Annotated in this window: 23 protein-coding genes and 3 pseudogenes; 11 read left to right on the top strand and 15 right to left on the bottom strand. The window is 61.3% G+C overall.

Annotated features, from left to right (window positions below; all coding sequences use genetic code 11):
* Positions 1-70: 70 nt before the first annotated feature.
* A complete protein-coding gene (locus N181_RS08260; protein ID WP_037456727.1) occupies positions 71-898 on the top strand; it encodes a 3'(2'),5'-bisphosphate nucleotidase CysQ family protein in 828 nt (275 codons plus the stop codon).
* A 220-nt stretch (positions 899-1,118) separates the two neighbouring features.
* Here the strand turns inward: N181_RS08260 and N181_RS08265 are convergent, their stop codons facing one another.
* The gene (locus N181_RS08265; RefSeq protein WP_014857933.1) at positions 1,119-2,369 is read right to left on the bottom strand and encodes an MgtC/SapB family protein; all 1,251 of its coding nucleotides are present in this window, start codon (positions 2,367-2,369) and stop codon (positions 1,119-1,121) included.
* 219 nt (positions 2,370-2,588) lie between these two features.
* Positions 2,589-3,266, bottom strand: a complete 678-nt coding sequence (locus N181_RS08270; RefSeq protein ID WP_014857934.1) for a YoaK family protein — start codon at positions 3,264-3,266, stop codon at positions 2,589-2,591.
* A 165-nt stretch (positions 3,267-3,431) separates the two neighbouring features.
* Between N181_RS08270 and N181_RS08275 the strand changes: the two are divergent.
* From N181_RS08275 to N181_RS08300, 7 genes and pseudogenes are all read left to right on the top strand, one after another.
* Positions 3,432-5,758 (top strand): annotated as a pseudogene (locus tag N181_RS08275) (heavy metal translocating P-type ATPase).
* A gap of 114 nt (positions 5,759-5,872) precedes the next feature.
* Positions 5,873-6,910, top strand: a complete 1,038-nt coding sequence (locus tag N181_RS08280) for an alpha/beta fold hydrolase (protein WP_086018071.1) — start codon at positions 5,873-5,875, stop codon at positions 6,908-6,910.
* A gap of 12 nt (positions 6,911-6,922) precedes the next feature.
* Positions 6,923-7,504: an NAD(P)H-dependent oxidoreductase gene (locus tag N181_RS08285; RefSeq protein ID WP_014857937.1), complete on the top strand. Its 582-nt coding sequence runs from the start codon at positions 6,923-6,925 to the stop codon at positions 7,502-7,504.
* A gap of 282 nt (positions 7,505-7,786) precedes the next feature.
* The gene (locus N181_RS08290) at positions 7,787-8,077 is read left to right on the top strand and encodes a hypothetical protein (protein ID WP_015633543.1); all 291 of its coding nucleotides are present in this window, start codon (positions 7,787-7,789) and stop codon (positions 8,075-8,077) included.
* A gap of 72 nt (positions 8,078-8,149) precedes the next feature.
* Complete coding sequence (locus tag N181_RS31390) at positions 8,150-8,473, top strand: c-type cytochrome (protein WP_014857939.1); 324 nt, start codon at positions 8,150-8,152, stop codon at positions 8,471-8,473.
* A gap of 58 nt (positions 8,474-8,531) precedes the next feature.
* Positions 8,532-8,963 carry a YeeE/YedE family protein gene (locus N181_RS08295; RefSeq protein ID WP_014764615.1) on the top strand — a complete coding sequence of 144 codons (432 nt, stop codon included), beginning with the start codon at positions 8,532-8,534 and terminating at the stop codon, positions 8,961-8,963.
* Positions 8,960-9,279: pseudogene (locus N181_RS08300) on the top strand (DUF6691 family protein). Before N181_RS08295 ends, N181_RS08300 begins: the two are co-directional and overlap by 4 nt.
* A gap of 256 nt (positions 9,280-9,535) precedes the next feature.
* Here N181_RS08300 and N181_RS08305 read toward each other — a convergent pair.
* The 7 genes and pseudogenes from N181_RS08305 to N181_RS08335 form a co-directional block, all read right to left on the bottom strand.
* On the bottom strand, positions 9,536-10,777 hold the full coding sequence (locus N181_RS08305) for an efflux RND transporter periplasmic adaptor subunit (RefSeq protein ID WP_014857941.1): 1,242 nt from the start codon (positions 10,775-10,777) through the stop codon (positions 9,536-9,538).
* A gap of 4 nt (positions 10,778-10,781) precedes the next feature.
* Complete coding sequence (locus tag N181_RS08310) at positions 10,782-13,145, bottom strand: ABC transporter permease (RefSeq protein ID WP_014857942.1); 2,364 nt, start codon at positions 13,143-13,145, stop codon at positions 10,782-10,784.
* 3 nt (positions 13,146-13,148) lie between these two features.
* Positions 13,149-13,553 (bottom strand): annotated as a pseudogene (locus N181_RS08315) (ATP-binding cassette domain-containing protein); the annotation flags it as partial.
* 147 nt (positions 13,554-13,700) lie between these two features.
* A complete protein-coding gene (locus N181_RS08320; RefSeq protein WP_369983760.1) occupies positions 13,701-13,889 on the bottom strand; it encodes a DUF2933 domain-containing protein in 189 nt (62 codons plus the stop codon).
* A 110-nt stretch (positions 13,890-13,999) separates the two neighbouring features.
* Positions 14,000-14,635, bottom strand: coding sequence for a Spy/CpxP family protein refolding chaperone (locus N181_RS08325; RefSeq protein ID WP_014857945.1), 636 nt, complete (start codon positions 14,633-14,635; stop codon positions 14,000-14,002).
* Between the two features lie 93 nt (positions 14,636-14,728).
* Positions 14,729-17,104 (bottom strand): phosphoketolase family protein, encoded by a 2,376-nt coding sequence (locus tag N181_RS08330; protein ID WP_014857946.1) that lies wholly within the window; start codon positions 17,102-17,104, stop codon positions 14,729-14,731.
* Between the two features lie 220 nt (positions 17,105-17,324).
* Positions 17,325-17,981 carry a CBS domain-containing protein gene (locus N181_RS08335; protein ID WP_014857948.1) on the bottom strand — a complete coding sequence of 219 codons (657 nt, stop codon included), beginning with the start codon at positions 17,979-17,981 and terminating at the stop codon, positions 17,325-17,327.
* A gap of 335 nt (positions 17,982-18,316) precedes the next feature.
* On the opposite strand from N181_RS08335, the gene N181_RS08340 reads away from it, so the two are divergent.
* From N181_RS08340 to N181_RS31395, 3 genes are all read left to right on the top strand, one after another.
* Positions 18,317-18,511: a hypothetical protein gene (locus N181_RS08340; RefSeq protein WP_014857951.1), complete on the top strand. Its 195-nt coding sequence runs from the start codon at positions 18,317-18,319 to the stop codon at positions 18,509-18,511.
* Between the two features lie 8 nt (positions 18,512-18,519).
* Positions 18,520-20,118: an ABC1 kinase family protein gene (locus N181_RS08345; RefSeq protein ID WP_014857952.1), complete on the top strand. Its 1,599-nt coding sequence runs from the start codon at positions 18,520-18,522 to the stop codon at positions 20,116-20,118.
* A 149-nt stretch (positions 20,119-20,267) separates the two neighbouring features.
* A complete protein-coding gene (locus N181_RS31395) occupies positions 20,268-20,729 on the top strand; it encodes a methionine adenosyltransferase (RefSeq protein ID WP_244428340.1) in 462 nt (153 codons plus the stop codon).
* Positions 20,730-20,837: 108 nt separating this feature from the next.
* On the opposite strand, the gene virB11 is transcribed toward N181_RS31395, so the two are convergent.
* From virB11 to N181_RS08375, 6 genes are read right to left on the bottom strand one after another with little or no spacing between them, the layout of a single operon-like run.
* The gene (gene virB11 / locus N181_RS08350) at positions 20,838-21,827 is read right to left on the bottom strand and encodes a P-type DNA transfer ATPase VirB11 (protein WP_014857954.1); all 990 of its coding nucleotides are present in this window, start codon (positions 21,825-21,827) and stop codon (positions 20,838-20,840) included.
* Between the two features lie 10 nt (positions 21,828-21,837).
* Entirely contained in the window at positions 21,838-23,010 is a 1,173-nt protein-coding gene (gene virB10, locus N181_RS08355; protein ID WP_037457198.1) for a type IV secretion system protein VirB10, read from the bottom strand.
* 9 nt (positions 23,011-23,019) lie between these two features.
* Positions 23,020-23,874: a P-type conjugative transfer protein VirB9 gene (gene virB9 / locus N181_RS08360; RefSeq protein ID WP_014857956.1), complete on the bottom strand. Its 855-nt coding sequence runs from the start codon at positions 23,872-23,874 to the stop codon at positions 23,020-23,022.
* Positions 23,874-24,545: a VirB8 family type IV secretion system protein gene (locus N181_RS08365; protein ID WP_014857957.1), complete on the bottom strand. Its 672-nt coding sequence runs from the start codon at positions 24,543-24,545 to the stop codon at positions 23,874-23,876. The genes virB9 and N181_RS08365 overlap by 1 nt, the downstream gene beginning before the upstream one ends.
* Positions 24,546-24,549: 4 nt before the next feature.
* The gene (locus N181_RS08370; RefSeq protein WP_014857958.1) at positions 24,550-24,825 is read right to left on the bottom strand and encodes a hypothetical protein; all 276 of its coding nucleotides are present in this window, start codon (positions 24,823-24,825) and stop codon (positions 24,550-24,552) included.
* Positions 24,826-24,861: 36 nt separating this feature from the next.
* A complete protein-coding gene (locus N181_RS08375; RefSeq protein ID WP_014857959.1) occupies positions 24,862-25,797 on the bottom strand; it encodes a TrbL/VirB6 family protein in 936 nt (311 codons plus the stop codon).
* Positions 25,798-25,800: the final 3 nt, after the last annotated feature.

Raw genomic sequence — 25,800 nt, forward strand, 5'->3', positions numbered from 1 at the left:
ATGAGAGTCAAGGAACCATGACGCAATGGCGGTACGATCAGGCTTTCGCGGCTCGGGAGGAAATACGACAGTGGATGAGAAGGCAAGAAAGGATCTCGTTGAGAGTCTTCTGCCGGTGGTCAGAGCGGCAGGCGCAGCTATCTTAGCGCATCGCAGGACGCCGCTCCCATTCCGCTTCAAAAACGACGCCTCACCCGTTACTGTTGCGGATCTTGAGAGTGAAGCGATCATACGGCGAACCTGCGCAGGCCTCTTTCCGGCCATTCGGCTCGTAAGTGAAGAAGACGCGTCGAGCTATGAAGCGGGTATTCCTTCCACTTGCCTCCTCGTCGACCCTTTGGACGGGACCAAGGAATTCATCTCAGGACGAGAGGATTTCACCGTCAATATCGCTCTGATAGAGAATGGGGCACCGTCTGCCGGAATCATCTTCGCGCCGGCGCTTGACCGAATGTTCTTCACCAGCGGCTCGGGGAAGCTCGTCGTCATGGATCACGAGGACACCCGCGAAATTCTCGGCGGTGTGGTGGCCGACCAACGCGCGCAGCCGCTGATTCTCACCAGTCGTTCTCACCTTGATCCGCACACAGCAGAGGTTGTTAAGCACTTGCAATCGACCAATGTTCGGCAGGTCGGTTCCTCGTTGAAGTTCGCTCTCATCGCCGCTGGCGAAGCAGATCTCTATCTCCGGCTTGCACCGACGATGGTTTGGGACAGCGCCGCCGGACAAGCATTGATCGAAGCTGCCGGTGGCGTCGTTCTGCGCCCGGACGGCATCCGGCTGCCCTATCTGGCTGAGATGAAGAATGAAGGATTCGTCGCCGCATGCACAATATCTCTCGCTGAGAGGGTCCTGATGCTCATACGCAGTCTTCGCAACACGGGGCCACCGGACTGATCCAGAGCTGCAGCGGCGATGTTTTAAATCGTAGCTGATTTAAGGACAAAACACGCAGGAATTCAAAGTGCTACAGCGTCCTTTGTGCGTTTGAATAGACGTAGGCGCTATTGCGCTGCGGCGCGCCGACCGCATAGAAGCTGGAGAGACTAAAATGAGTGAGACCCCGAACCTTCGATCTCGCTCTCCGCAACGGCAGCGGTGAAGACTGGACGCTCATTTAGCGGACAATGAAGAAATAAACCGCGACTCCGGTACCTGCGGCGAGAAGCGATACAGTGGCGAGCGATGCCCCATAGCGTAGTGTTCCAGACGTCATCGCAACCAATACCCTTCCGCCTGCGTTTGCGAGTACTGCGACGAGCACTGCGGCCGCGACAATCTGCAGCGGTGCCGCTCCGCCGCCGGCGCGAAGCGCCGTCAGTATCGCCACATCGACGTCGAATAACCCTGACACGGCCGAAATCGCGATCAAGCTATTATTGCCCATACCGGTCATCAAGGCCGCGCCGGTCGTAGCGGTCAGGGCAAACAGGCCTGCAAAGATAAGAAGCGGAACGAGCTCAAACGGATTCCGCGAATTGACCGGCTCGTCGGCGGTAGGTGGAGATTTGGTCATCAGAGCGGCACCACCGGCGGCGAAAATGGCCGCAGCCGCGATGATCGGTACGGCGACCACGGGCAAGACGCGCGGGGAGACGAGAAGGACGACCGCCAGCACCCGCAGTAGCGATACGACGGCTGCTATGCTTGCCGCTCCCGCCAATGCCGTAGGCTCCTCACCAGAGCGTGCTTTCTGACCGAAGCTAGCCGTCACGGCAGTCGACGAAACAACCGCGCCCACCAAGCCGCCCACCAACAATCCTCTTGACGAGCCAAGCAAGCGAACCGCGACGTAGCCGATAAATGAAATGGTGGCGCTCAGGACCGTGAAGAGCCAGATTTCACGTGGATTAAAACCGCCCCAGGGGTCAATGGCATGGTTTGGGAGAAGAGGCAGCCCGATCGCGGTCATCGCCGCCAGCACGAGAGCCGAACGCAGTTCGATCCATGACAGTTTCTTGAGAAGGTTGTGCATTAGCTCGCGGCTGGCGAGCACGCCAGCGAGTGCAGCCGCGCCCGCCGCCGCCACCCTGTAATCGCCAGTCACCGCCAATCCGCCGAGCGCGAAAACCGCTAATCCGGCAATGACGCCGGTGACGCTGAAATCCTCATCGTGTCGCGCCTCGCGCAGCTTGAACCAGGTAAAACTCAGCGCGAAGCTCATGAAACCTGCGGCAAAGATGAGGTCGCTCCGCTGCGCATCGGACAGTGCCGCCAAGATCCCCCCAAGCAGACCCGAAATACCATAGGTGCGGATGCCTGCCGTGCGGCTGCCTGCCGGCGCTTCCCTTTCCCGCCATCCTCGCTCAAGTCCCACGAGCAGGCCTATTGCCAGAGCAAGCCCTAAACGGAGAATAAGAGCTTCCATTCGCTTTCGGCTTCGCCCCCGTGCAACATGCAGCAATTCAAAGTGCTACAGGACCTTAGCGCGTCTGAAAAGACGCACGGCGCTGTATTGTCGCCGCCCCTGGAAGCGCAAGTCTTGAGGCATTTACTCCGGTGAATCAGGCCGGACAGCATATCCGATTTGGAGCGGCCGGCCAGCGCGCGTAAGTGGGCCCTCGGTAAGCTCACTTGCGCCAATACACTAACGGTGTTGAATGAACCTGCTTTGCCAGCGCCGGGGTATTTGGATCGCGACTGCTGTCAATGACAGGGCTGCAGCCGACGGTAACCATAGGGCAGGGTTGCCCACTTGTTGAACAAGGGCTGCCCCTGAAATGGCTCCTGCCATCATGCCGAGCCACGGCACGATTTGGATGACCCAATGCGTGTTGCGGATGCCCATCGCCCAGCGTCCCAAACCTCGTCCGAAGCGTGACAGTGCCCCGGTAACATATGTTAAGCCAACCGGCAGCCCTTCGATCTGCTCGACAGAGGCGTTGATCGCTCCCATCGCCAGAATAAGCAAAAGGAACCGGAGCTCTCTTTGATCGGATAACAGGGCTGCGCATGCGAGCAGAACGGATACAAACAGCAAAACAGCTTGCGGCCTGAACCTGATCGAGACCATCACTCCCGCGGCGTTCCCTATCACGAAGGTGATCAGGCCCCCGATGAGAAGCACTCCCCGCGCGACGTCGCCCTGGATCAGGGCGACGGATGCGCGAGTCGTGTTGCCACTCATGAACGACACAAAATCCCCGAGGGACATAAGCCCTATGGCATCCGTCATGCCTGCGAGGAACGATATTGCAGCGACAAGCGCCAAACCAACAGAACTCCTCTGACGCTTAATGATGCGCCGCCGCCGCTGTACCGTCATTTGTGATGATCCAAAATGAAACCCCTCCAAGCAAAGCAAACACCGCCCGCTGTTGCAAGCTCACGATACGCTCGGCCGCGGTTAGCATTCCTGCGGGGCATTGCGCGGGATCAAGGCAACGATCCTGTTATCTTATATCTTTCACGAGATCTGTCGGAGAGCACCTTGACTAGAAGCCGAGTTTTCGAGCCGTTTTGGCAAGGAGAAGCGCTGGGCAAGCGCCTTCTCCTTGCCGTCATCGCTGTAGCCTTGCTCTCCGGCACAGTCGCCTGGCTCGCGGACCGGCCCGATCTCAGCGCCTCGTCCTGGGCTGCCGGCACCGCGGTCATCCTTGCGAGCCTCCTTACCGAGATCGCGATCAGTCTCGGAAGGAAGGAATTCGGGCTGGATCTCATCGCAGCGCTGGCGATGGGCGGCGCCCTTCTTCTCGGCGAATACCTGACCGGCAGCATCGTCGCACTGATGTACACGGGTGGACAGGCGCTCGAGGATTTTGCTCAAAGGCGCGCACGCCGAGAACTGACGGCGCTACTCAATCGGGTACCGCGCATCGCCGCTCGCTACGCGGATGGGCAGTTGCAGGAGGTTTCCGTCGAAGAGTTGAAACCTGGCGACCGGATCCTGGTGCGCCGTGGCGAAGTCGTGCCGGTCGATGGAAACGTGATGGATGGCGTCGCCGTTCTGGACGAGGCGGCCTTGACGGGCGAAGCCCTGCCGGTCCGCCGCCGATCCGGCGAGCCGGTGACGAGCGGCACGACGAACGCTGGCGACGCCTTCGAAATGCTCGCCGCGAATTCGGCGAGCGATAGTACCTATGCGGCAATTGTCAGGCTGGTGGAGGAGGCAAGAGCCGCGAAGGCGCCGATGGTTCGGCTTGCCGACCGCTACGCGCTGGTGTTTCTCACGATCACGCTCCTTCTCGCCGGCGGCGCCTGGGCCGAGAGTGGCGAAGCGATCCGGGCGCTCGCGGTCCTGGTCGTTGCGACACCGTGCCCTCTCATTCTCGCGGTCCGGTGGCGATTGTCTCCGGTGTCTCCCGCTGCGCCGCCAAAGGCGTGCTCGTGAAGGGCGGCGGCGCGCTCGAGATGCTTGCGCGCGTGAAGACGGTGATCCTCGACAAAACCGGGACAATTACCGATGGCCGGGCCCGTCTTATCGAGGTCAAGTCCCGCACCGATCTCGACCCTTTGGAAGTGCTGCGTCTGGCCGCATCGCTGGATCAGGGCTCGCACCACGTCATCGCCCGCGCGCTGGTCGCAGCCGCAAGAGAGCGGGGATTGCGGCTGGCCGCACCATCTGGATCCCGTGAAGAGGCGGGCTCCGGCGTGACCGGCCGCATCGACGGCCACGAGATCGCGGTAGGCGGCTGGGATTTCGTCAGCGCCAGGATCGAGGAGACCGCCTTCTCGCGAGAGATCCGGGAGTGGATCAGGAGGGATGGCACCGTTTCGGTTCTCGCCGCCAAGGACGGAATTCTGGCGGGGGCGTTTCTGCTTGCGGACGAGGTCAGGCCGGAGGCCGGCAGCGTGCTGAGGCGATTGCGCGAGGCCGGCGTCGATCGGATCGTGCTTGCGACCGGGGATCGCACCGAGCTCGCGGAAAGCCTTCAGTCCTTCCTCGGGTTGGACAGCGTTGTCGCCGAATTGAAGCCGGAGGACAAAACTCGGATTGTGGAAGCGGAAAGATCGGCAGGACCGGTGATGATGGTGGGCGATGGCGTCAACGATGCGCCGGCTCTCGCAGCCGCCGATGTTGGGGTGGCTATGGGCGCGCGCGGGGCGGCTGCCTCCTCGGAAGCGGCGGACGTCGTGATCCTGGTGGACAGGCTCGATCGCCTCGTCAGCGCCATCAGCATCGCGCACCGGTCACGCAGCATAGCCCTCCAGAGCGTCTATATGGGCATGGGCCTGTCCGTCGCTGGCATGTTTGCGGCTGCCTTCGGCTACCTGACACCGGTTCAGGGTGCACTGCTGCAAGAAGCGATCGACGTCGTCGCCATCTTGAACGCGCTGCGCGCTCTTGGAAACCCTAAGCGCGGCTGGCGGAAAACAACACAATTACCGCACGCGGAGCTCATACAGCTCGAAGCCGAGCATCGTGCCCTGATGGACGTGGTGGACGAGCTACGCCATACGACCGAACGCATTCAGAATCTGCCGAAAACGGAAGTCCGTAAGGAGCTTGCGGACCTGGACGCCCTGCTCCGTCGACGTCTTCTGCCGCACGAGCGGCAGGACGACGAGGAACTCTATCCGAGACTGCGCAGTCGGGCGGCCACGCCGGATGCCCTTGCCGGCATGAGTAGGGCTCACATGGAGATTCAGCGTCAGGTCCACAGCCTGACCTCCCTTCGAAAGGCCCTCGGCGCGCACGGGCCGAGCCCGGCGCAGCGCTACGAGATCCAGCGGCTGCTCCACGGGCTCGAAGCGATCACCCGGCTACACTTTGCCCAGGAGCAGGAAATCTATCGCTTGCTCGAGGACGAGCAGTAGGAAAGAGCGGATCGAAATCGGCCGATCGCTGTGCATCTCATCGGTCCGTTTGAGGGACATCAAAGTCCTTCGGGCTCAACCCGACTAGGATATCCGCAAGTTTGAATTCCAAGGATGGCGGCCATGGGTCGGATCGGGTGGGAGTTATCAGCGGTCTCTATCGCTGTCGTGGTCGCAGGCGGGCTGGTTTTCCTGTCCTACAGCAATGACATCGACCGCGCGCGTTTTGCGGTCGCCAGTGGCGCGCGAGTTGCGAATACGGCCGCAGGTCCGATCGAATATGCCGAGCGAGGTGAAGGCACTCCGCTCCTGTCCATCCACGGTGCAGGTGGCGGGTGGGATCAGGGGCTGACCAACGTTGCCGATCTTGTCGGAAACGGCTTTCGCGTCATCGCTCCGTCGCGCTTCGGGTATCTGGGGACGCCGATTCCGTCCGATGCGTCGCCCGCCGCCCAAGCGGACGCCCATAGGGCGCTGCTCTCCGAGCTTCAGATCGACAAAGCCGTGGTCGTCGGTGTCTCGGCGGGCGCACGCTCGGCAATCGAACTGGCGCTTCGCCATCCGGATAGGGTGTCAGCGCTCATTCTGATTGTCCCTGGAACCTACGCGCCCGAGAGTCCAGTGATGGTCGAGGGGAGTCGTGGCAGCGCGTTTGTCTTCTGGCTGGTCAATACCGGCGCCGATTTCGCCTGGTGGGCGACCGAAAAGCTTGCTCCGTCAATTCTCATCCGCTTCCTCGGGGTGCCCCCTGAAGTTGTTGAAGCGGCCCCCGAAAACGACCGAAATCGCGTGATGGCCATTATCCGCAGCGTCGAACCGCTTTCGCGGCGCTTCCCCGGCATTAACATCGATAGTGCGCCCGATCTCCACCGGCTGCCTCTCGAGAAGATCGCCGCTCCCACCTTGGTCGTCTCGGCCCAGGATGATCTTTTCAACACGCTCCCCGCAGCCAAATTCGCGGCCGGCAGCATTCCGGGCGCGAAGTTGGTCGTCTACGACACCGGCGGGCATCTGCTCGTTGGAGATGGGGAGGACGTTAAGAAGGCGGTCAGCGATTTCCTTGCTCAGACAGGCACAATGCAACCTTCCGGGTCCCGTGGCGGGCCGTCTGTTTGGCCAAATTCGCCCGCACCGTCGTCGACGCGGTCATGAGAGAGACAGCAGATGACCAGGCGCGTCACAATTGTCCAGGGCCATCCGGACCCAGCCGGGCAGCACCTCCTGCACGCCATGGCTGACGCTTATGCCGATGCTGCCACGGCAGCGGGACACCAGGTGCGCCGCATAGAGGTGGCCAAGCTCGAGTTCCCGCTGCTGCGAACCCAGGAGGATTTCGAGACCGGGGCATTGCCACCCGGCCTGGAGCAATCGCGTGAGGATATGCGCTGGGCAGAACACTGGGTCTTTCTGTTTCCTCTTTGGCATGGAACGATGCCCGCCCTGCTCAAGGGCTTTCTCGAGCACATCTTCAGGCCGGGCTTTGCAATGGAATACAAGAAGGGCGGCTTTCCGAAGCGGCTGCTGGCCGGACGCTCCGCCCGCATAATCGTCACAATGGGAATGCCGGTGCTTCTTTATCGGTGGTATTTCGGCGCCTATGGCGTGCGCAGTTTCGAGCGTAGTATGCTGGGCTTCGCCGGAATCAAGCCTATTCGCGAGAGCTTCTATGGCCTCTCGTTTGCCGACGAGAAGGAGCGCTCTCGCTGGATCAAAGACATGCGCGACTTCGGCAGACGGGCGCGCTGACTTCAACCTCAAAGCGGGGAAACTCATTCCTGCTGGTCAGATAGAAAGGTCGCCAGTTACCCAAGGCCGTTTGAACGCGGCGGCCCCTCAGCGCATTCTCCTCTGCTAACGACCCGGTCGCTTGAGTGCAACACGAACAGATCGCCCGATCTACCTTTACGAGAGGCTCGCGATTGGAGACCGACTTTGAGCTTGATCAAGGAGTTTCTGTGCGCGCGAAGCATAATGCTTGAGTGAACACAGATTGGTGGCTCCACTCGCACGCGTGCCGGGAGGACGAAAATGCCCTTGAAGTTGGTCAGTGGAATGATGAAGGCATCGGGTGACGAGGCGCTTCTGATCATGGGAAGAGACGTCGGAGGCGACGAGATCGTTCTTGTTACGAAGGAAGCGCTGCTCGACATCGCCGATCCGCCGCTGTGCAACGAGTGCCGCCTGCAGGAATATGTCTCAGTCTTCAGCGAAATCGCGTCTCACAAATTCGATGGCAAAGAGCTCACGTCTGCTGGGTGCGTGACAGTAACTGCGACTGATGTGTCTGCTTGGAAAGCTCTTCACCCGGACGCGGCTTGAGATGTGTTGCTTGCAACCCTGGCCGGTGACACGAACGCGAGTTGCAGGTGACCCCAATAGGACCTGGCTGCAATGAAGCGAATAAGCGGTTTTCAAAGCGCTGTCACCGTTGCTCTCCTTTCGATGGTCGTCGGCGAGAGCGCCGCGGCCGATCGACTCCGCGGCCGCGGCATCGCTCAACGCTGGTGCAGCGAATGTCACGTCGTTGCACCTGGACAAATGCGCGGCTCTGATACGGTTCCGACATTCGCTCAAATTGGTAAATCGGAGCCGTTTGATGAGGCGAAACTTTCGGATTTCTTGGCTGCTCCTCACCACTCCCGCATGCCCAATCTGTCGCTGACACGTTCCGAGATTGCCGATCTCGTCGCGTACATCAAGGCGAAACGACCTTAGTTGATTCTACTCCGGCCGAGGAGAACGACGTCCGACCTGAGAACGTAGTGTGAGCGCAATGACTGAAATAAACTATCTCTGGCCCCTGGCAGGCGGCCTCCTGATCGGCCTGTCGGCAGGCCTCTACCTTCTGCTGAACGGAAGGATAGCCGGGATTTCCGGCCTCGCGGCCGCCGCAGCCGGCTTGACCCATGACGGCGACAGCAAGTTGGGACTGGGTTTCCTCGCCGGCATCATCGCAGGCGCTTGGCTGACGGCCACGCTCGTCCGCCACCCCGACATCACGCTCACGTCTTCGCCAGCACTGCTGATTGCCGCCGGACTCATCGTTGGCTATGGCACCCGGCTCGGATCGGGCTGCACGAGCGGCCACGGCGTTTGCGGGCTTGCGCGGCTTTCGCCGCGTTCGCTTGCCGCCACAGCAATCTTCATAGCCGTTGCGGGCGCGACGGTCTTCGTCACCCGCCATCTCGTTGGAGTCCAGCCATGAGGGCCCAGATGTTAGCAGCGATCGTGTGCGGGCTCATCTTCGGGGCGGGTCTGGTAATCTCCGACATGATCAATCCCGGACGTGTGCTGGCGTTCCTCGATGTCGCGGGTAACTGGGACCCGACGCTGGCCTTTGTCATGGGTGGCGCGCTGATCCCTTCTGCCGTGGCCAACATCATCCGCAGCCGCGGCTCGGCTCCCTTGCTCGACAGCCGCTTCTATGGGAGGCCGTTCTCTTCGTTGCGGCAATGCTGATCGGCATGTTGGTTTACCGCTTATCACACCGCCAGCGTCTTCCGAACTACTCGGCAAATTGAAAGTGTATTCCCTCCGCTTGGGTGAAGCGTGATGTGGAGGCACTTTGTGGATGGGTAAAGCCGGCCGCCGGAGCGAACCGCAGCAGGTGAGCTGCACAGCAAAGCGATCAGCCATTCATGCCGCTTCCAGGAAGAGGCAATAAACGACTAACGAGGCTCCAGCATCAATGTCGGTTTCCTTGCGCGAACCGGACCTCAGCCGCGGGGCCTCCGACGATCTCCATGGCGAAGTGGTCCGGTCAAGGGTACGGCGGCGTCAAGCGCGATTGTGCCGCTCTGCCACCATCGTGCCGTCGGCCACACGGTCGCTCGGATGGAGCACGACCCGGTCCCCTGGCGAGAGCCCCGACAACACTTCCACCATCCTGCTGTTTCGCTGTCCAGTGCGGACGATCGTGGCTCGGGCGCGACCGTCGCTCACCGCAAAGACAGCCCAGTCGTCCCCCCGCCGAAACAGCGCACTCACGGGTATCGCGAGGGCGTCTTCCGATTCCCAAATGGATACGTGGACGATGACCCGGAAGTCATGGCCAAGCCGAGACCAGGAGTCGGGCGGATCGACGAGATCGACAACGGTGCCGACACGCTGCTCCTCGATTCCGAGAGCCGAAACCTTCACGAAGCCGGCGGGATCGATGCGCTTCACTCGGTCGCGCAGGGCCGGTCCACCCCAGCCGTCAACGATGACCGCAGCACCGGGGTCGATCTGGACGGCCTCGCTCGAGAGGAAATCCGCGACTATCTCGAGGTCCTTCGGATCACCGAGCTCGATGAGCGGCGCGCCAGCCTGAACGACCGCTTCGTCCTCCTGGACGATCCTGAGCACACGGCCGTTCACGGGTGCGCGGATTTGGACGCAGCAGCCTTCGCCGGTGCTTACATCCGCCTCGGGCGATCCGGTGAGGCGTGCCGACGCCACCGCCTGCTCTCGCCGCCGAACGTCAAGCTGTGCCTTGGCAGTCGCGAGTTGCGCTTCAATGGTATCGAGATCGAACCTGGCCCTTTGCAAGTCACGTGCAGAAATCGTGTTGGTGCGTGCAAGCCCCTCGGCGCGCGCAAGTTCGGCACGAGCGAACCTGACTGCCGCTTCGATACGGCGGATTTCTGCCTCCGCCAAGGTGATGATAGCATTCGCGGCGACGACGGCTGCCTGCAGTTCCGCCCTGGAGCGTACATCGAGCAGGCCTGGGGTCACCGGCTGCATGATCGCCACTACCGTCTTGCCCGCAATCACTTCATCGCCGACGTGAAGGGATGTTTCGTCATGGCCGTCCGGAAGGGAGATTCTGAGAACCTTTCCGGTCACGGGCGCGGTGACCGTGTAGACATGCCGGACGCGTGTTCTTGCCTCTTCGTCGATCGTCACCGCCATCGGCGCCCTCACAGCGGCGGCCATGTCCACGGGGATCGGCCGCGGCCAGGCGAACCAGACGGCGGCAGCCGCCGCCGCCCCGACAGTGGTGAGCCATCCGGCCCGTTTCAGCCATTTCGCTTGCATGGCCTTATTCCCTGGTTTTGAGCACGGACACCAGGTCCAGCTCGTAGACGCGACGCCCGACGACAAGCGCCGAAATCAGTGCCGCGAAGAAGATGACCGCGGTCGCCAGCACATAGGTGGCATTCTCGACGACGAGGGGCGCGCGCATGAGCTCCCCGGCAAGCTGCTTGTTCATCACCAATGAAAGGCCGTAACCGATCGCCCAACCCGGCGGCTGGGCAAGCGCGACGATAGCGGCCAGTTCGAGCAGAAGAATGCGCATCGTCTCGCCCTGGCTGAAGCCGAGGACGCGCAGGGTCGCCAGCTCTCGCGCATGCTCCGAAAGCGAGATGCGGGCGCTGTTGTAGACGACGCCGAAGGCGGTCACGACGGACAACCCCGTATAGATGCCCGCCATCGTCGTCACAATGATCGCCAGGCTCTGACGGAAATTCACGAGGGACACACGCTGCAGCGCTACCCCCGCAACCGTCGGCATCCGCTTTATGGCCCCGTAGAGCAGATCAAGCTTGCCGTCGTCCACGCTGAGATGGACGCCATTCACCGTCGGGGCCTCGCGCAACAAGCGGGAAAGAGCTTGGGCATCCATCATCGCGGCAATGCCGAAATAATCCTCCACCAGGGCGGCTACGGTCAGTTGAATCGTCCGTCGCCGGCCGTCGAGCAGGTCCACTTCGACGGTGTCGCCCACGCGCGCATCGAGAAGGCGTCCCAGATAGGCGGAAATCGCCACCCCTGCCTCCGGCAGACTGACAGTGCGCAGATCAACGTCGATGATCCGGCTCAAGTCCGCTCCGGCGGGCCTGCCGGAGAGCAGCGTCCTGCGCTCGCGGCTTCCCTTTCGGATGCGGATAGGAACCTGGCGATAGGGTTCGACCGCGAGCACGCCGGGCAGTCTGCTCACGTCGAACAGGACGGCCTCGGGCCGCTTCTCCACGAAGCTGATCGTGGCATCCTGGCGATCGGCCATGAAGTAGGTCACGTCGATCAGTTCCTCCATGGCATTCCCAACGAAGAGTGAAACGACGAGAATGCCAGTCGCAAAGGCCATGCCGAGCGTCGCAAGGGCCGCCCGGATCGGCTTCCTCGAAACGTTCCTGAGCATCATCATCGTACGCGGTGAGACGACGGAGCCAAGTGCGGGCCATCCGAACAGCAAGGGCCGGAATGACGGAGGAGTCGGAGGCTGCATCGCGACTGCAGCGGCCAACGAGACGATCTCGCGAAGGGACCGAAACGCCCCGCCGATCCCAGCAGCTATGCTGAGGACCGCGGCGAGGACATAGACATCGGGATTGTCGGCGAAGACGAGGAATGGGAACCGGTAGTACTCGCCGAAAAGCCGCGTCACGTAGACGCCGAGCCAGGTCCCCGCCGCGCTACCGATCGCGATGCCGATGAAGGCAATCGCGGCGACGAATTTCAGATAGTGGGCAACGATGCTGGTATTGAAGTACCCCAACGCCTTGAGCAGCCCGATCTGCTCCCGTTCGAGTGCGACCAGTCGGCTTAGCGTCAGGTTCACGAGGAAAGCGCTGACGATGAGGAAAATCGGCGGCAGCGTGCGGCTCATGTTCCGGAGCATATCGAGGCCGTGATCGAGATAGGCATGTGACGTCTGATCTTTGCGTCCGTAGGCGGCACCGCCGCCGTAGCGATCGAGCAGGTCGTCGAGTGCGCCGATGACCTCGGTCTCAACCGCATCCGGCATCAGCTTGAGGCTGACCGAGGAGAACGCGCCATCGAGACCGTAGGCTTCGGCCAGGGCGCGCTCCCACATCCAGATCACACCGAAGCGGCGATCGTCGGGCATCCGGTCGCCCGGTCCGATCGCGTAGACGTATTCCGGCGACAATGCGATACCGACGATGGTAAGCTCACGCCTGCGGCCGTTTAGCGTGGCCGAGAACCGGTCTCCCGGCTCAAAGGCGTGAGCTTTCGCAAAGCTCTCATTGACCATCACCTCATTAAACTGACTTGGGCCAGGCAGACGGCCGGCTCGCATATAGGGCCGATTGAGCTGCGGTGGACGATCCTCCGGAAGCGATATGAAACGGCCAGTCGCCGGCTCGCGAAAGTCCGGGATGTCGAGCAGCGCGAATTCGGCGATGCGGGCCTCGACCGCGGCGACGCCCGAGATCTCGGCAATCTGAGCGACAAGCGTATTCGGAGCCCCTGTCACCTCCGCGAAGACATCAGCGAACTCGTACCGTTCGTAGTAGGCGGTGCGCGTCTCATCCAGCGACCTGAACGATCCGATCGACAGCACGAGGGATGCGACACCGCCGGCTATCACTAGGGCAATGGCGAGGACCTGACCCCAGAGCCGCCTCAGATCCCGCTGCAATTTGGTGTCGAGCGTGGCCATGCATCACCAGGTCAATGCCTCGGCGGTGAGCCGCCGCTCATTCACTTGAATTCTCGAAATCGTTCTGTCAGCAAAGAAGAGCACACGATCGGCGACCGCCTGAATGCTTGCGTTGTGGGTAATGATGAGCGTCGTGGTGCCAAGCTGGGTGTTGACGTTGATCAGCGCGTCGATCACGCGGATCCCAGTCTTGGAATCCAGTGCGCCCGCCGGTTCGTCGTAGAGCAATACCTCCGGGCGTTTGGCTATCGCCCGCGCAATGGCCACCCGCTGCTGTTCTCCCCCCGAGAGCTGTGCGGGAAAGTGGTTTCGCCGGGCATCGAGTCCAACGGGCGCCAGCGCCTCGTGAGGCTGGATGGGGTTGGGCGAAATCTCGGTGACGAGGGCGACGCTTTCGTAAACGGTCAGGAGACTGAGATCACGCAGTGCCTGCACGGCAACTTCGCCGGTCAGGCAGGTTCTCGCGAGGGACCGCGCGCGAAATATCGTCTCCGTCATTGTCTCCTCCGCGGGCGCGCGGGACGCAGGAGCGGTCGCCTTAATCCCGCATGCGCCTCAGCGGACCTCGGGTGCACCGCGGTGCGACAGACCGCGCTTGTGTGCGCCATGGCCGCCATGACCATGATGAAAAATATGCAGCAGGGGACAGGCAAGGACGAGCAGATAAGGAAGAAAGCCGAGGGCGTGCACGCGATGCTCGGAGACGAGAAGAAATCCGCCGATCAGTAGAAAACCGATCAGCACGATCCCTGTCTTGGAGCGCCAGAAGCCTGCAGGCTCCGCAACATCTCTCTCATGTTCGCCGTGCAAACCGGCGTTGGCTGCCGCCGCTGCTCATACGAATGGTCTCCCTCTTACATCATGCCCATCATCGGAGGCACGAGCAGTCTGTCAGCCTTCTGTTTCTGCGCTCCATCGAACGACTGATAGAGAGGCGCGAGAACAGCCTTCAACTTGCGCACGCTTTCGAGGCGGCTGTTCAGAATGCCTTCCCTGACTTCGATGCGCTGCAGTGGGGTCGCGGCGGCACCGCCCTGGTCGCTCATAGCGCCCGGCATCTGCATCATGCCGTCCGGCAAGCCGCCGACATTGGCGCGCAGAACCTCGGTGAAGGCGTTCCAAGACGCCTCCTGCTGAGGCGTTACCTTGAGTTCCGTCTTCAGGAACGCGATACGTCCCTCAATGTGTTCGGGGGCCATCATCTGGGCCATCGCACTCATGCCGGTCTGCCCCGCAGATGCTTGGCCGCCCATCATGCCCATGGGGTCTTGTCCGCCGGCCATCATCCGCATCATGCCGGCCATCATGTCACCGCACATCATGCCGCCTGGCATCCCGGCGACCGGATTTGCGGCGGGAACCGCCGGCTGCACAGCTTCTTCGCTGATCTGCCCGGCTGTGGCCTCGGGATGGTGCGCGTCTTTTGCAAAGCCTGGCGTGCCAAGCATAAGCATTGTGCTCGCCAGCAGGATCGTCCGCAGTGTCGCCATTTCGCCTCTCCTAACCTTCGGTAAAGGACTTCCTTCAAGGTACGACGTCTGGGACGATCTACATTGACGCAGATCAAGTTCTCCAAGCATCCGTCACTGCGCGTCAGCGGCGGATGCCAACCATCGCCAGCTCCGTATCTCCGGCAAGTCCTCGCCATTGTCGCGGATGTAGGCATCATGTTCCGCGAGCTTGCTTTCGACGAAACGGGCGAAGCCTTCTCGCGCCGCTGCGAGCGACGGCACGCGCTCGACCACCGCCTCGGCGAGATGGAAACGATCAAGCCTATTGAGAACGGCCATGTCGAACGGGGTCGTAGTCGTGCCTTCCTCCTGGTAGCCATGGACATGGAAGTTGGCGTGGTTGGCGCGGCGATAGGTCAACCGGTGAATGAGCGCGGGATAGCCGTGATAGGCGAAGATCACCGGCTTGTCGGTCGTGAACATCCGATCGAATGCATCGTCCGCAATGCCGTGAGGATGCTGGCTGGGCGCCTGCAGCGCCATCAGGTCGACGACGTTGACGACGCGCAGCCGCAGCGAAGGAAATGTTTCGCGCAGGATCATCACGGCCGCAAGCGCCTCCATGGTCGGCACATCGCCGGCGCAGGCGACCACCGCATCGGGGTCGTGTTCGTCATTGGACGCCCACTCCCACACGCCAAGGCCGGTCCGGCAATGCGCGACGGCCGCGTCGATGTCCATCCACTGCAACTGCGGCTGTTTGCCTGCGACGATCACGTTGACGTAGTCGCGGCTCCTCACGCAGTGATCGACCACCGAGAGAAGCGAGTTCGCATCCGGCGGCAGATAGATGCGGATGATGTCGGCCTTCTTGTTGGCCACATGATCGATGAAACCGGGATCCTGATGCGAAAAGCCATTGTGGTCCTGCCGCCAGACATGCGAGGTCAGCAGGTAGGTGAGCGACGCGATCGGCCTTCGCCAGGGAATCTCGCGGCAGACCTTCAGCCATTTTGCGTGCTGGTTGAACATCGAGTCGACGATATGGATGAAGGCTTCGTAGCAGGAGAAGAAGCCGTGCCGACCTGTCAGCAGATAGCCCTCCAGCCAGCCTTGGCAGAGATGTTCGCTCAGCACCTCCATGACACGGCCGTCGGGCGATAACTGCGTGTCGCTCTCGAGGATCTCGCCCATGAAGGCGCGATCTGTCGCCTCGAAGACGGACGACAGCCGGTTCGATTCGGTTTCGTCGGGCCCGAAGATGCGGAAGTTCCGGTCTTCCGCGTTGAGTTTCAGAACGTCGCGGAGGTAATGGCCGGCGACGCGGGTCGACTCCGCGGTCTGGGTGCCCGGAATGTCGATCTCCACCGCGTATCGACGGAAATCCGGCAGATCGAGGTCTTTGAGGAGAAGGCCGCCATTGGCGTTCGGATTGCCTCCCATGCGGCGTTCGCCCTTTGGCGCGAGGTCCTTTAGGTCGGGACGAAGCCTGCCATCCTCATTGAACAGTTCTGAGGGCCGATAGCTCTTCAGCCACCCTTCGAGGATGTCGAGATGTTCCGGCACGTCCGCGAGCTTTGCGAGCGGCACCTGATGCGAACGCCAGGAACCTTCGGTCTTGTTGCCGTCGACCTCGCGCGGCCCGGTCCAGCCCTTCGGCGATCGGAAGATGATCATGGGCCAGGCAGGGCGGTCGGAAAATCCGGCGCTGCGGGCTTGCCGCTGGATCTCGGCAATCTTTCCGTGGGCCTTGTCGAGCGCTGCCGCCATAAGCTGGTGCATCTGTCGCGGATCCGCGCCCTCGACGAACAGCGGTTTGTAGCCGTAGCCCCTGAACAGCGCCTCCAGTTCCTCATGGCTGATGCGGGCGAGAACGGTTGGATTGGCGATCTTGTAGCCGTTGAGATGCAGGATCGGGAGAACGGCTCCATCTCGTGCCGGGTTGAGGAATTTGTTCGAGTGCCAGCTCGTCGCGAGCGCTCCCGTCTCTGCCTCTCCGTCGCCGACGACGCAGGCAGCGATCAGGTCAGGATTGTCGAAGACCGCGCCGTAAGCATGCATAAGGCAGTAGCCGAGCTCGCCGCCTTCGTTGATCGAACCCGGCACCTCGGCCGCCACATGGCTCGGAATACCTCCCGGATAGGAGAATTGCGTGAAGAGCTTCCTAAGACCGGCCTCGTCCTCCCCAACGTCCGGATAGAGCTCGGAGTAGGTTCCCTCGAGATAGGTGTTCGCCACAAGGGCAGGGCCTCCGTGCCCCGGCCCGGTGACATAGATCATGTTGAGGTCATGCACCTGAATCAGCCGATTGAGGTGGACATAGAGGAAATTCAAGCCCGGTGTGGTCCCCCAGTGGCCGAGCAGGCGCGGCTTCACATGCGCAAGCGTGAGCTTCTGCTTCAGAAGCGGGTTGGCGCGAAGATAGATCTGGCCGACCGAAAGATAGTTTGCGGCGCGCCAATAGGCGTCGATCCGGTCCAGAAGGTCGGGCGAAAGGCTATCGGTCATCGGGAGAGCTCCTGGCTTGGGGTTTCGGTGACGGCGCCTGCAAAGATGATCGGTTCATCTGCCGCGGTCACTCGGACCTCGATCATCCTGAGTGGCGGCTCGCCCAGTATAAATCTTCGGATGACAAGCGGACGGATGACCTGCCGGGCGACGCAATTGCCATTTACTGTGGTGGGCAGTACCGGCTAAAACCACACCCGCAGCATCGTCGATTAGGCGCTCAGGTAGCGATAATACGCAACTTGTTCCTGACGCCCCCCGCACCGCTGATCGTCTGGGCAGCCACTCGGGCCGCCTCGCGTTCCGCTTCGCTTTCGACCTGCCCCCACAAGCTGACGGTTCCATTCTCGACAGTCACCTCGACTGCCCCTCCGTCGAGCCCGAGATCGGAACAAAGCCGCGCCAGGACGGCACGCCGCATCGCCTCGTCACCTCCGGCTATCGCATCAGGCACGGCGGCAGCGATCGCCCGAAGAATGTCGCTTCGGCTTATGATGCCGACCATCTCTTCAGCTCGCATGACTGGAATCCGCTTGATCTGGTTGGCAGCCATTATCGCGCCGATGCGGCCGAGAGGCGCGTCTTCATCAACCGTGACGACACGCTGGGTCATCACGTCACCGACGCGCCAGCTATGTGTCTTGGTGAAGGCCTCCGGTTCGGCTTTGTCTCGGATGGCGCTCGGCCATGCTGCCGATCCCAGCTCTGCACGCCGCAACAAATCGCCCTCCGACAAAATGCCAACCAACTTGCGGTCGTCGTCGCATACAGGCAGTCCGCTTATTCGATTTTCGAGCATAGTAAGTGCAGCATGGCTTATACTGTGCTCGGGACTTACCGAAAGCACCTTCTTGGTCATGATGTCTTTGGCCAGCATCGCATCAAACTCCCATGTCGCCTCGCAGCATACGCCTTCCGGCGCAGCGGGCGATTGATCCCGATCAAAGAATTGGCGGCCGTAATGATAAGATCAGCACCGTGCAGCGTTGTCCCGGCGCACCCCTCCTGACGAGGCATTATCAAACATAATTCGCCGCTGCGGGTTTGATCTCGCTCAATGACCGATCCGCTCAGATGGAGAGAATCCAATCATGACTCGATCGCGCCCAGCCGTCCGTATAGGCAGCTTCACGCGCCTTTCGAAAACGGATGCCGCGGGGCGGAAATAACAGAGGCGACGCCGCCAAAGCCGGATCTTTGAGGAGAACGGCCATGTTGCATTCGAGAGGTTGCAGGTCCGAAGCGACCGCAGTTGTTCTGGCGCGCGACTATCGGTCGGTATGGCGGCAATGCCTGCTGACGCTCCTCGCCATCGCCTTCATGACCGCGGTCACGACATCTTACGCCTCGGCAGCGTCCGAAGATGAGAACATCAGCATACGAGATGAGGCACGGGCAACCGTTTGATATGTTAGATGCCGATATTCCGTATCTTTCACATCGTCTACGTGGCCATGGCGTTCGCACTGGGAACCGCCCTGCGGGGTCTTCGCCTTCTCCCCTCGAGTCCGCCCTCCTCCGAACGATTTCGCCTCAGTCTCGAACGCCTGGGCACGACGTTTATCAAGTTCGGCCAGTCGCTCAGCATACGCCGGGACATAGTGCCAGATGACTACGTCGTCGCCTTGCAGAAATTGCAGGACCACGTCTCGGCCTTCCCGACGAGCGTCGCCGTGCAAGAGATCGAGCGCGGCCTTGGCCGGCCCGTAGCCAAGATGTTTGCCGAGTTCGAGGAGACACCGCTTGCTGCGGCGTCCGTCGCGCAGGTGCACGGCGCTCGCCTTCGGGACGGGCGGAGCGTCATCATCAAGGTTCGCCGACCCGGCCTGAAACGCCAGATCAATCAGGACATGCGTTCACTATTCTGGCTGGCGCGCGTGGCTGCGGTGATCATTTCTCGCCTGCGCCACTATCAGCCGCTGCGCATCGTCACGGAGATATGGACTAACCTCCTAAAGGAGATCGATTTTTGCCGCGAGGCAAGAAGCATCAGGCGCTTCGTGACGGCCTTCGCCGATTGGCCCACGCTCAAGATTCCGGACGTGGTCGACGATCTGGTCTCGGAGACGGTGATCGTCCAGGAGCGAAGCCACGGCTTACGGATCGACGACGCATCCTTGAGATCGGACGGCCCTCGCCTCGCGGGAATCTTCGTCGATGCTTACCTGCATCAGATTTTCGTGTTGGGGGTCTTTCACGGCGATCCTCATCCGGGCAATCTCTTCGTCACCGGAGACGGGCGGATCTGCCTTCACGATTTCGGAATCGTCGGATTTCTTGACCGGGCCATGCGCCGCAAGCTTGCCGCCTTTGCCATGGCCTTTGTTCGTCAGGACGCCGACTGGCTCCTCGAGGCTGCAATCGATCTCGGCATATTGGGCGGAGAACTGGACCGGAGCGAATTTCGCCGCGGCCTGGTGGAGATCATCGGCGACTATGCGGCGCTGCCGCTCAAGGACTGGTCGCTGGCAGAGGCGTTCCTGCGCGTGACGCGACTCGGACAGGCGCAAAACGTTTTTGTCCCGCTGGACCTCCTTATCCTGATGCGGGCGATGTTTCTCGCCGAGCATACCGTCCGCATCCTCGATCCTGATTTTCAGCTTCTGGAAGCCCTGCAGACCAAGGCCCCTGGCGTATTGGAAGCGGCGATGAAGCAGGCCGATTGGGCAACCACGCTCAATCGCCTGAGGCTCGATGCAGCGGACACTGCGCGCGACCTGCCGTCGATGCTCAGCACATGGGTCCAACAGCTCGCTCGGGAAGGCAGCGGCCTGGGGCTTACTCTGCATGTGCGCGAACTCAAGGGCCTGCATGAAAAGCTTGAAAGGAGCAGCAACCGGTTCGTGCTCGGCCTCATTGCCTCAGGTCTCTTCGTGTCGGGGGCGCTGCTCATGGAAACTGCGGGACCGCGTATTTTCGGCGAGGTTCCGGTATTCGCGGCGGTCGCCTTTGCGCTCGCGCTTTGGTTCACGCTTCGCCTTCTGCGCGCGATTGCCCGCTCCGGCAGGCTCTGAAGCCCAGGCGGCAAGCGGCAGTAGAATGCGTGACGTCGGTCTTAGGCGAAAGGAGATCAGCCATGCTTGCGCTGACGATATCGGACCTTATCGTAGTGGATAATCCGGTCGAGATCGTGGAACGGAAAGGCCTGGGCCACCCGGACACGATCTGCGACACCCTTGCCGAGACGCTTTCCCGCAATCTCTGCCGTCTCTACCAGCAGCGTTTCGGCCGCATTCTCCATCACAACGTAGAAGTCTGTTTTCGTCCGAGCGATAGACGGACTCAACAAAGCTGCCCTTATCTGCAGAGGCGCTCTGAACCTTTGGGCAAAGATCGGCCGTCTGGGATTTTCGCGATCCCCAGAACTCGCGGACGGAGCGTCCGATCTTGCTTCATTGCTAGCGACTGCCGTTCACAGCGGCATTTCCCCAACGTAACCATCCGTGACAGAACGCGAAGATCGCAGGTCGAGCTGAATGACTGCCTTCCTAACGTCCGTCGCCTTGAGTGGCTTCGAACCGCAGGCCCCAATTTGGATGCAGGTGGTTCGTTCGGTGCAATGGCGGCTGAATGTGGGCAATTGCTTAACGCAGTTCCGGCGCAGAGTTTCCGGTCAAAGCTTTAGGCGGGGTGCAGACCAAAACCCCATCGCCGTCATCTCGCAAGATCATCTACGCAGGCGTAGCTGTCTTCTGGTCGTGGGCGGTAGTTGCTGACGCCGACGGAAGATGTGTCAGGCTCGAAAGTAGATTTCTGTTGCTCGAAACCGACCGTCCATTCGCTTGCATTGGACAATGACGTCGATCGAGACCCTCAACAATCGATCGATGTCTTCGCGATCCAAGTTACGTCCTCCTTCGGATTCCTTCACAAGCAGCGTCAACTGTTGGAAGGCGAGCTTGGCGGAATCGGCATGCACGGTCGTTATCGATCCGGGATGGCCGGAGTTGACATTGCGGACATAGTAGAAGGCCGTGCCATCACGTAACTCTTGCAGCAAAATGCGGTCTGGCCGCATCCGGAGACAAGATTCCAGTAGTTCTTTGGGGCGGGCACTCGAAAGTCCTTGGGCGCCTTTCGAATAGAACAGGCGCACGTGGTTGGGCTGCGGAATAACCAGCTCGGGGGTGTCCTCGATCGAAATGATCCGCTCATGCTCCGGAATATGTTTGATCAGCGCTTTCGACAGCGTCGTCTTGGCCGATCCGGTTGCGCCTGAGATGATGATATTTTTCCGTGCGATGACGGCTTCCCGCAGAAAATCCTTGAAGCGACCGGTACGGTATAGTGCCAGCAAATTCTGTTCCTGCGTCGACGCCCGGTCGTTGGTCGCCCGCGTTTCGGAGAAAAACTCCCTCTGCTCCAAGTCGTCGAGCGTGAATTCGACCGAGGATGGCTTCCGGATGGTGATGCTGACCGTGTTTCTCGTGGTGGCCGGTGGAATGACGATCTGGATTCGTTCGTCCCCCGGCAGGGTCGCCGACAGGATCGGCCGCGTTTCATCGATGGATTGGTTGGAAAAACTGGCCACGGCTCGGGCAAGGCGCATCAGTTTTTCGAAGGAAAGCTCCGGCAGATCATGGGTCCGCCACCCGCCGGCACCCTCAGTCAACACCTGCCCGGGCCGATTGACGATCACTTCGTAGAGCGACTTGTCATCGAGGAACGGCGCGAACGGAGAGAGCAGTTCACGAACGACCGTCGCGTCGGAACCTTCGGTCATCGCCCTTACCCTACTTCGTCACGAGCGTTGATCGCGGGCCGAAGTCGCCGAGCACCGCCCGGTCGAGGACCTTGTTCCTCGGCTCGGTCGCCCGCAATCTATAAACACCGGAAAAGTCGAGATCGCGCGCCACGAAGATCGAGACGAGTTCACCCTGATGTTTGTTGAGCGTCGGCGGGATGTTGATCGATTGCTCGACAGCGATCGCCGCGGCCTGCTGGCCGGCGCTCGTCGTGTTCTGCGCGTCGACGTCGCTGTCCTGCAGCCGACTGTTCGCATAACTCGTGGCGTCGCCAACGATGGAAAGGAGAAGCGCACTTCCGAACCGCTCCCACCAATGCGTGTCGACATAGCCGTCTACGCCGGCGCGGCCGAGCGCATCCGTCGCCGGCGAGGCCAATGGGACGATGACGCCATTCGGGGTTTTCGCGCGGTTCCAGAGCACGAAGAGGCGCTTCTGTCCTCGCTGGAGGCCGCCGCGGTACTCGCCGAGAACTTGAGTGCCTTTTTCCATCAGCACGACCCGGCCATTATCCGAGAGGACATCCCGGTTGATAACGCAGCTGGTGAAGCCGGGCTGATCCGACGCTAGTGCCGTTTCCAGGACGCAGGGTATCGAGGTTCCCATCGCAACGATGAAATTCCGGTTGCCGAGCGTGCCGGCGCGCGAGCCCTCAAGCCTGGTCGGTCGTAGCAACCCGTTGAACCTCTGTTCATCGACATTGGCCGTATTCGGGCCCATCATGCTTCCATCGAACGGCACGAAATTGCTGTCCGCCGAAATGGGAGGATTTTCGGTGTCACGGTGCAATGTCGCGTTTTTCTGTCCGCCGCTATAGGCCATGACGGGCGCCCGCCGCGCCGAGTCGAGCAGTGGATCTTCCTCCTTGACCTCCTCGGTCACGATGGGGGTTGGTAGCTTCACTTCCGGCACTGGCTGAACGGGTTCCATTTTCTCCTTGGCCGGTTCGAAGTTCGTCGTTTGGCGGATGACCACCCGCTCCGGCTGGGCATTGTCCTGCCGTTTCCCTTCCCCGCTCATCGACCATAGGGCGAAGCCGACAAAGGCGACGACGGCAGCCGCAACCGCGCCGCGCTTCAGGACGGGATTGTTGTCGATCCTCCTGCCGGCAACCGTTTCGGCCCGCTCGCCGGGTATCCGGCTTTCGTCTTTCTGAACTATGACAGCCTCCTATTGCGCCGCGCTGGCGTCGGTCTTCACAACCCGCTCGACCGACGGCGAGGTCGTATTGGTGTCCGGATTGATGCCGACGCGGTCGTAGGCCTCGTTGAAGACGCAGAGCACGTCCCCTCCCCTGCGCAGGATGAACTTGCGGCTGATCGCGTGGACGAGAACCAGGTTGCCGTCGACAGACTTCGGAACCTGGCTCTCGCTGCCGTCCGAGTTCTCGATGTAGATGGCCGGCATTTCCTGGTTGCCAACGAAGGCAAAGGTCGTGACCTTGCCATTGTCGTAGACCGATTGTGGCTCCAGTGCCTGCGCCCCTTGCGCGGAGTAACGCCAGTTCCGAGGGCCATAAGCCTCGTGGATCGCCAGCACATTGTCGGCCTCCTTCGCCCCCGCGGCGATCGCTCGCGCCGCCGCCGCCTGGCGCCGGCGCTCGGCGTCGTCGGCGGGATAGCGGTACTTGACGTAGAAGTAGGTGTTTTGGCCGACCTCCACCTTGCCATCCCGCACCGTCAATTCCATCTGGTAGCTGCGGGTCGATCCGTCACGGCGGGTGGTCACGACGGAGATATTGGTGACCGGCTGATTTTCCCGCGGTTTGAGAAACAGGATGTTGCCCACCGGTGCGACCTCCCAGGCGACACTGTTGCCAAGCGCGACATGCGCGACCTCCTCGTCGGCCGCGAACTCGACCTGCACCGAGGAGCGCAGCGAACCGATGATGCGGGTGATGTTGTAGGGCTGGTAGTCGACGAAACGGATACGGTTGTCCTGCGACGCGCCGCGCGGAATTTCGAGGGCAGGCGCCGTGGAGGCGGAGACCGTAAGGAGGAGAGTGCAGATGAAAATAGTCCGCATCAGTTGATGGCCTCCGGATCGGCCCGGTATTCGCTGACCGCAAAACCGAGAGGGTTCACCAGCCGATCCGTCGATGACATCGGCGCGTTCACATAGGAGAAGGTGAGCGTCGCAACCCAATGGGTTGTCCGGACTTCTTCCCCGCGGGTGATCGTGCGCATAAATCGGACGGATACGACATTCGGATTGATCAGCGAGATCGAGGCAATGCTGATCCGCGCGGTGGCGCCGCGCCCATAGGTGTTCTGCGGCGACTCCGGATTGCTGCCGCGATAGAAGGCCGAAAACCGAGCCTGCTCCGGCTGCGTCGACAACAAGGCGACGGTGCGGAAATTTTCCTCCGCCTCGCTCCAGACATAGCCTTCGCGGCCCCGGACGTATTTCGCGGCGAAGTATTTGGTGACGGCTTCGTCGTAAGTGCCGGCCGTCGATGTCAGCGCCGAGACGACATCGACGATGCCCGTTGAATTGTCGACCCGCACGACAAACGGTTCCACCGTTTTCAGCGGCGTGAGGCCGGCGACGGCGAAGATCGAAGCACCGGCAAGAATGCCGGCTACGGTGGCAACGGACCAGGCGATGCGCGCCGAGCGTTCGACCTGGATCATGCGGTCCTGATCGAAGCGTCGCGCCTTCTCGAAATATGTCTTGAGTTCATCTCCGGAGACCATCGCGTCAACCCTCACAAGGACGATAGGATGCGTCGATGTCGAGATGGGCAAAGGTGGGAGGTTCCTTGCCCTCGTCGACATACGCGGTGGCGACGGACTGAGACGCCGCCGGTCGCGCATCGGACTGTTTCTGTTTGAGGTTGCTATTGTCTTCCCACTGCCACATCGAACGATTGAGAGGACGGCGCGAATAGCCGTCGCATTTCGGGAGCGGATAGGTCAGCGATGCGCAGCCGCTTAAGGCGGCCGCCATGCAGAGCAGCGGAAATGTTCTGATCATTCCTGGAGAGCCTTTTTCTTGTTCGTGCGAAAAGCGTCATGATCCGGAGCCTTTCGAGGTGAAGGTTCGACCAACGGCTCGGGCGCCACGTCCGGCCGCACGGACGGTATGGGACGCCGCCCAGGCGAGCGTGCTTTCGTGGGCGTCGCGTGCGGCGCCGTAGCCGTAGGTCAACGACGCCCCGCCGGCGGCAAGCGCCGAGGCGATGTTGGGAAGCTGATAGAAGACATAGAGAGCGGCGAGGCAGATGGCGCAAAGCGCGATCGGCCGCATCAGCACGTCGCTATATCCCTCGATCGCCGTGAAGGTGGTGTCGATGCAAGTGATCAGCAGGGAGCCGACGGCGACGACGAGAACCTGAAGGATCACGAAGTTCGCAAGCTGGCCGATCCAGGCCTCGGTGAAGCGTCGCGTCGACTGGAACATTGCGAGCGCCACGAAAATCGGGCCGATCGCGAGCACGATGGCAAGCGCCAGACGCGCGTAAAGCGAAACGATGTAGCCGATTGCGGCGACGATGAAGCTCGCGCCGATCACCATCATGCCGCCAACGCCGGTGACGATATCGACCGGCCAGGAGGCACGTGACCAGATATCGGTGGCTGAGGCCTGTCCCTTGTCGAGCAGGCTGTCGAAGGTCGATGCGCTCGGCGCCGTGCCGCTGTTCAGCGCCTGGGACACCTCGCGCGGAAGCACATCGAAGAAGATGTTGGTGACATAGGTCTGGTACTCGCCGGCGTTCTTCACCAGCATGACGATGATGGCGAGCTTGATCGCCCGAAATGCAAAGTCGAGGATCGGTTCCTGGACCGAGCCGCGAAGAACGAGATAGCCGTAGAGCACGATATAGAGGGTCACCGCTGCCGTCAGAGGGCCTGAGACCCACTCGGAGATGTTCGACGTTCCGGTGGAGATGAAGTTCTCCAGCGGTGTCTTGAACTGCTCGTCGACGAAGGCGAACACCTCATACATGGG

Origin of the sequence: Sinorhizobium fredii USDA 205 (assembly GCF_001461695.1) — a bacterium.
Classification (GTDB): domain Bacteria; phylum Pseudomonadota; class Alphaproteobacteria; order Rhizobiales; family Rhizobiaceae; genus Sinorhizobium; species Sinorhizobium fredii.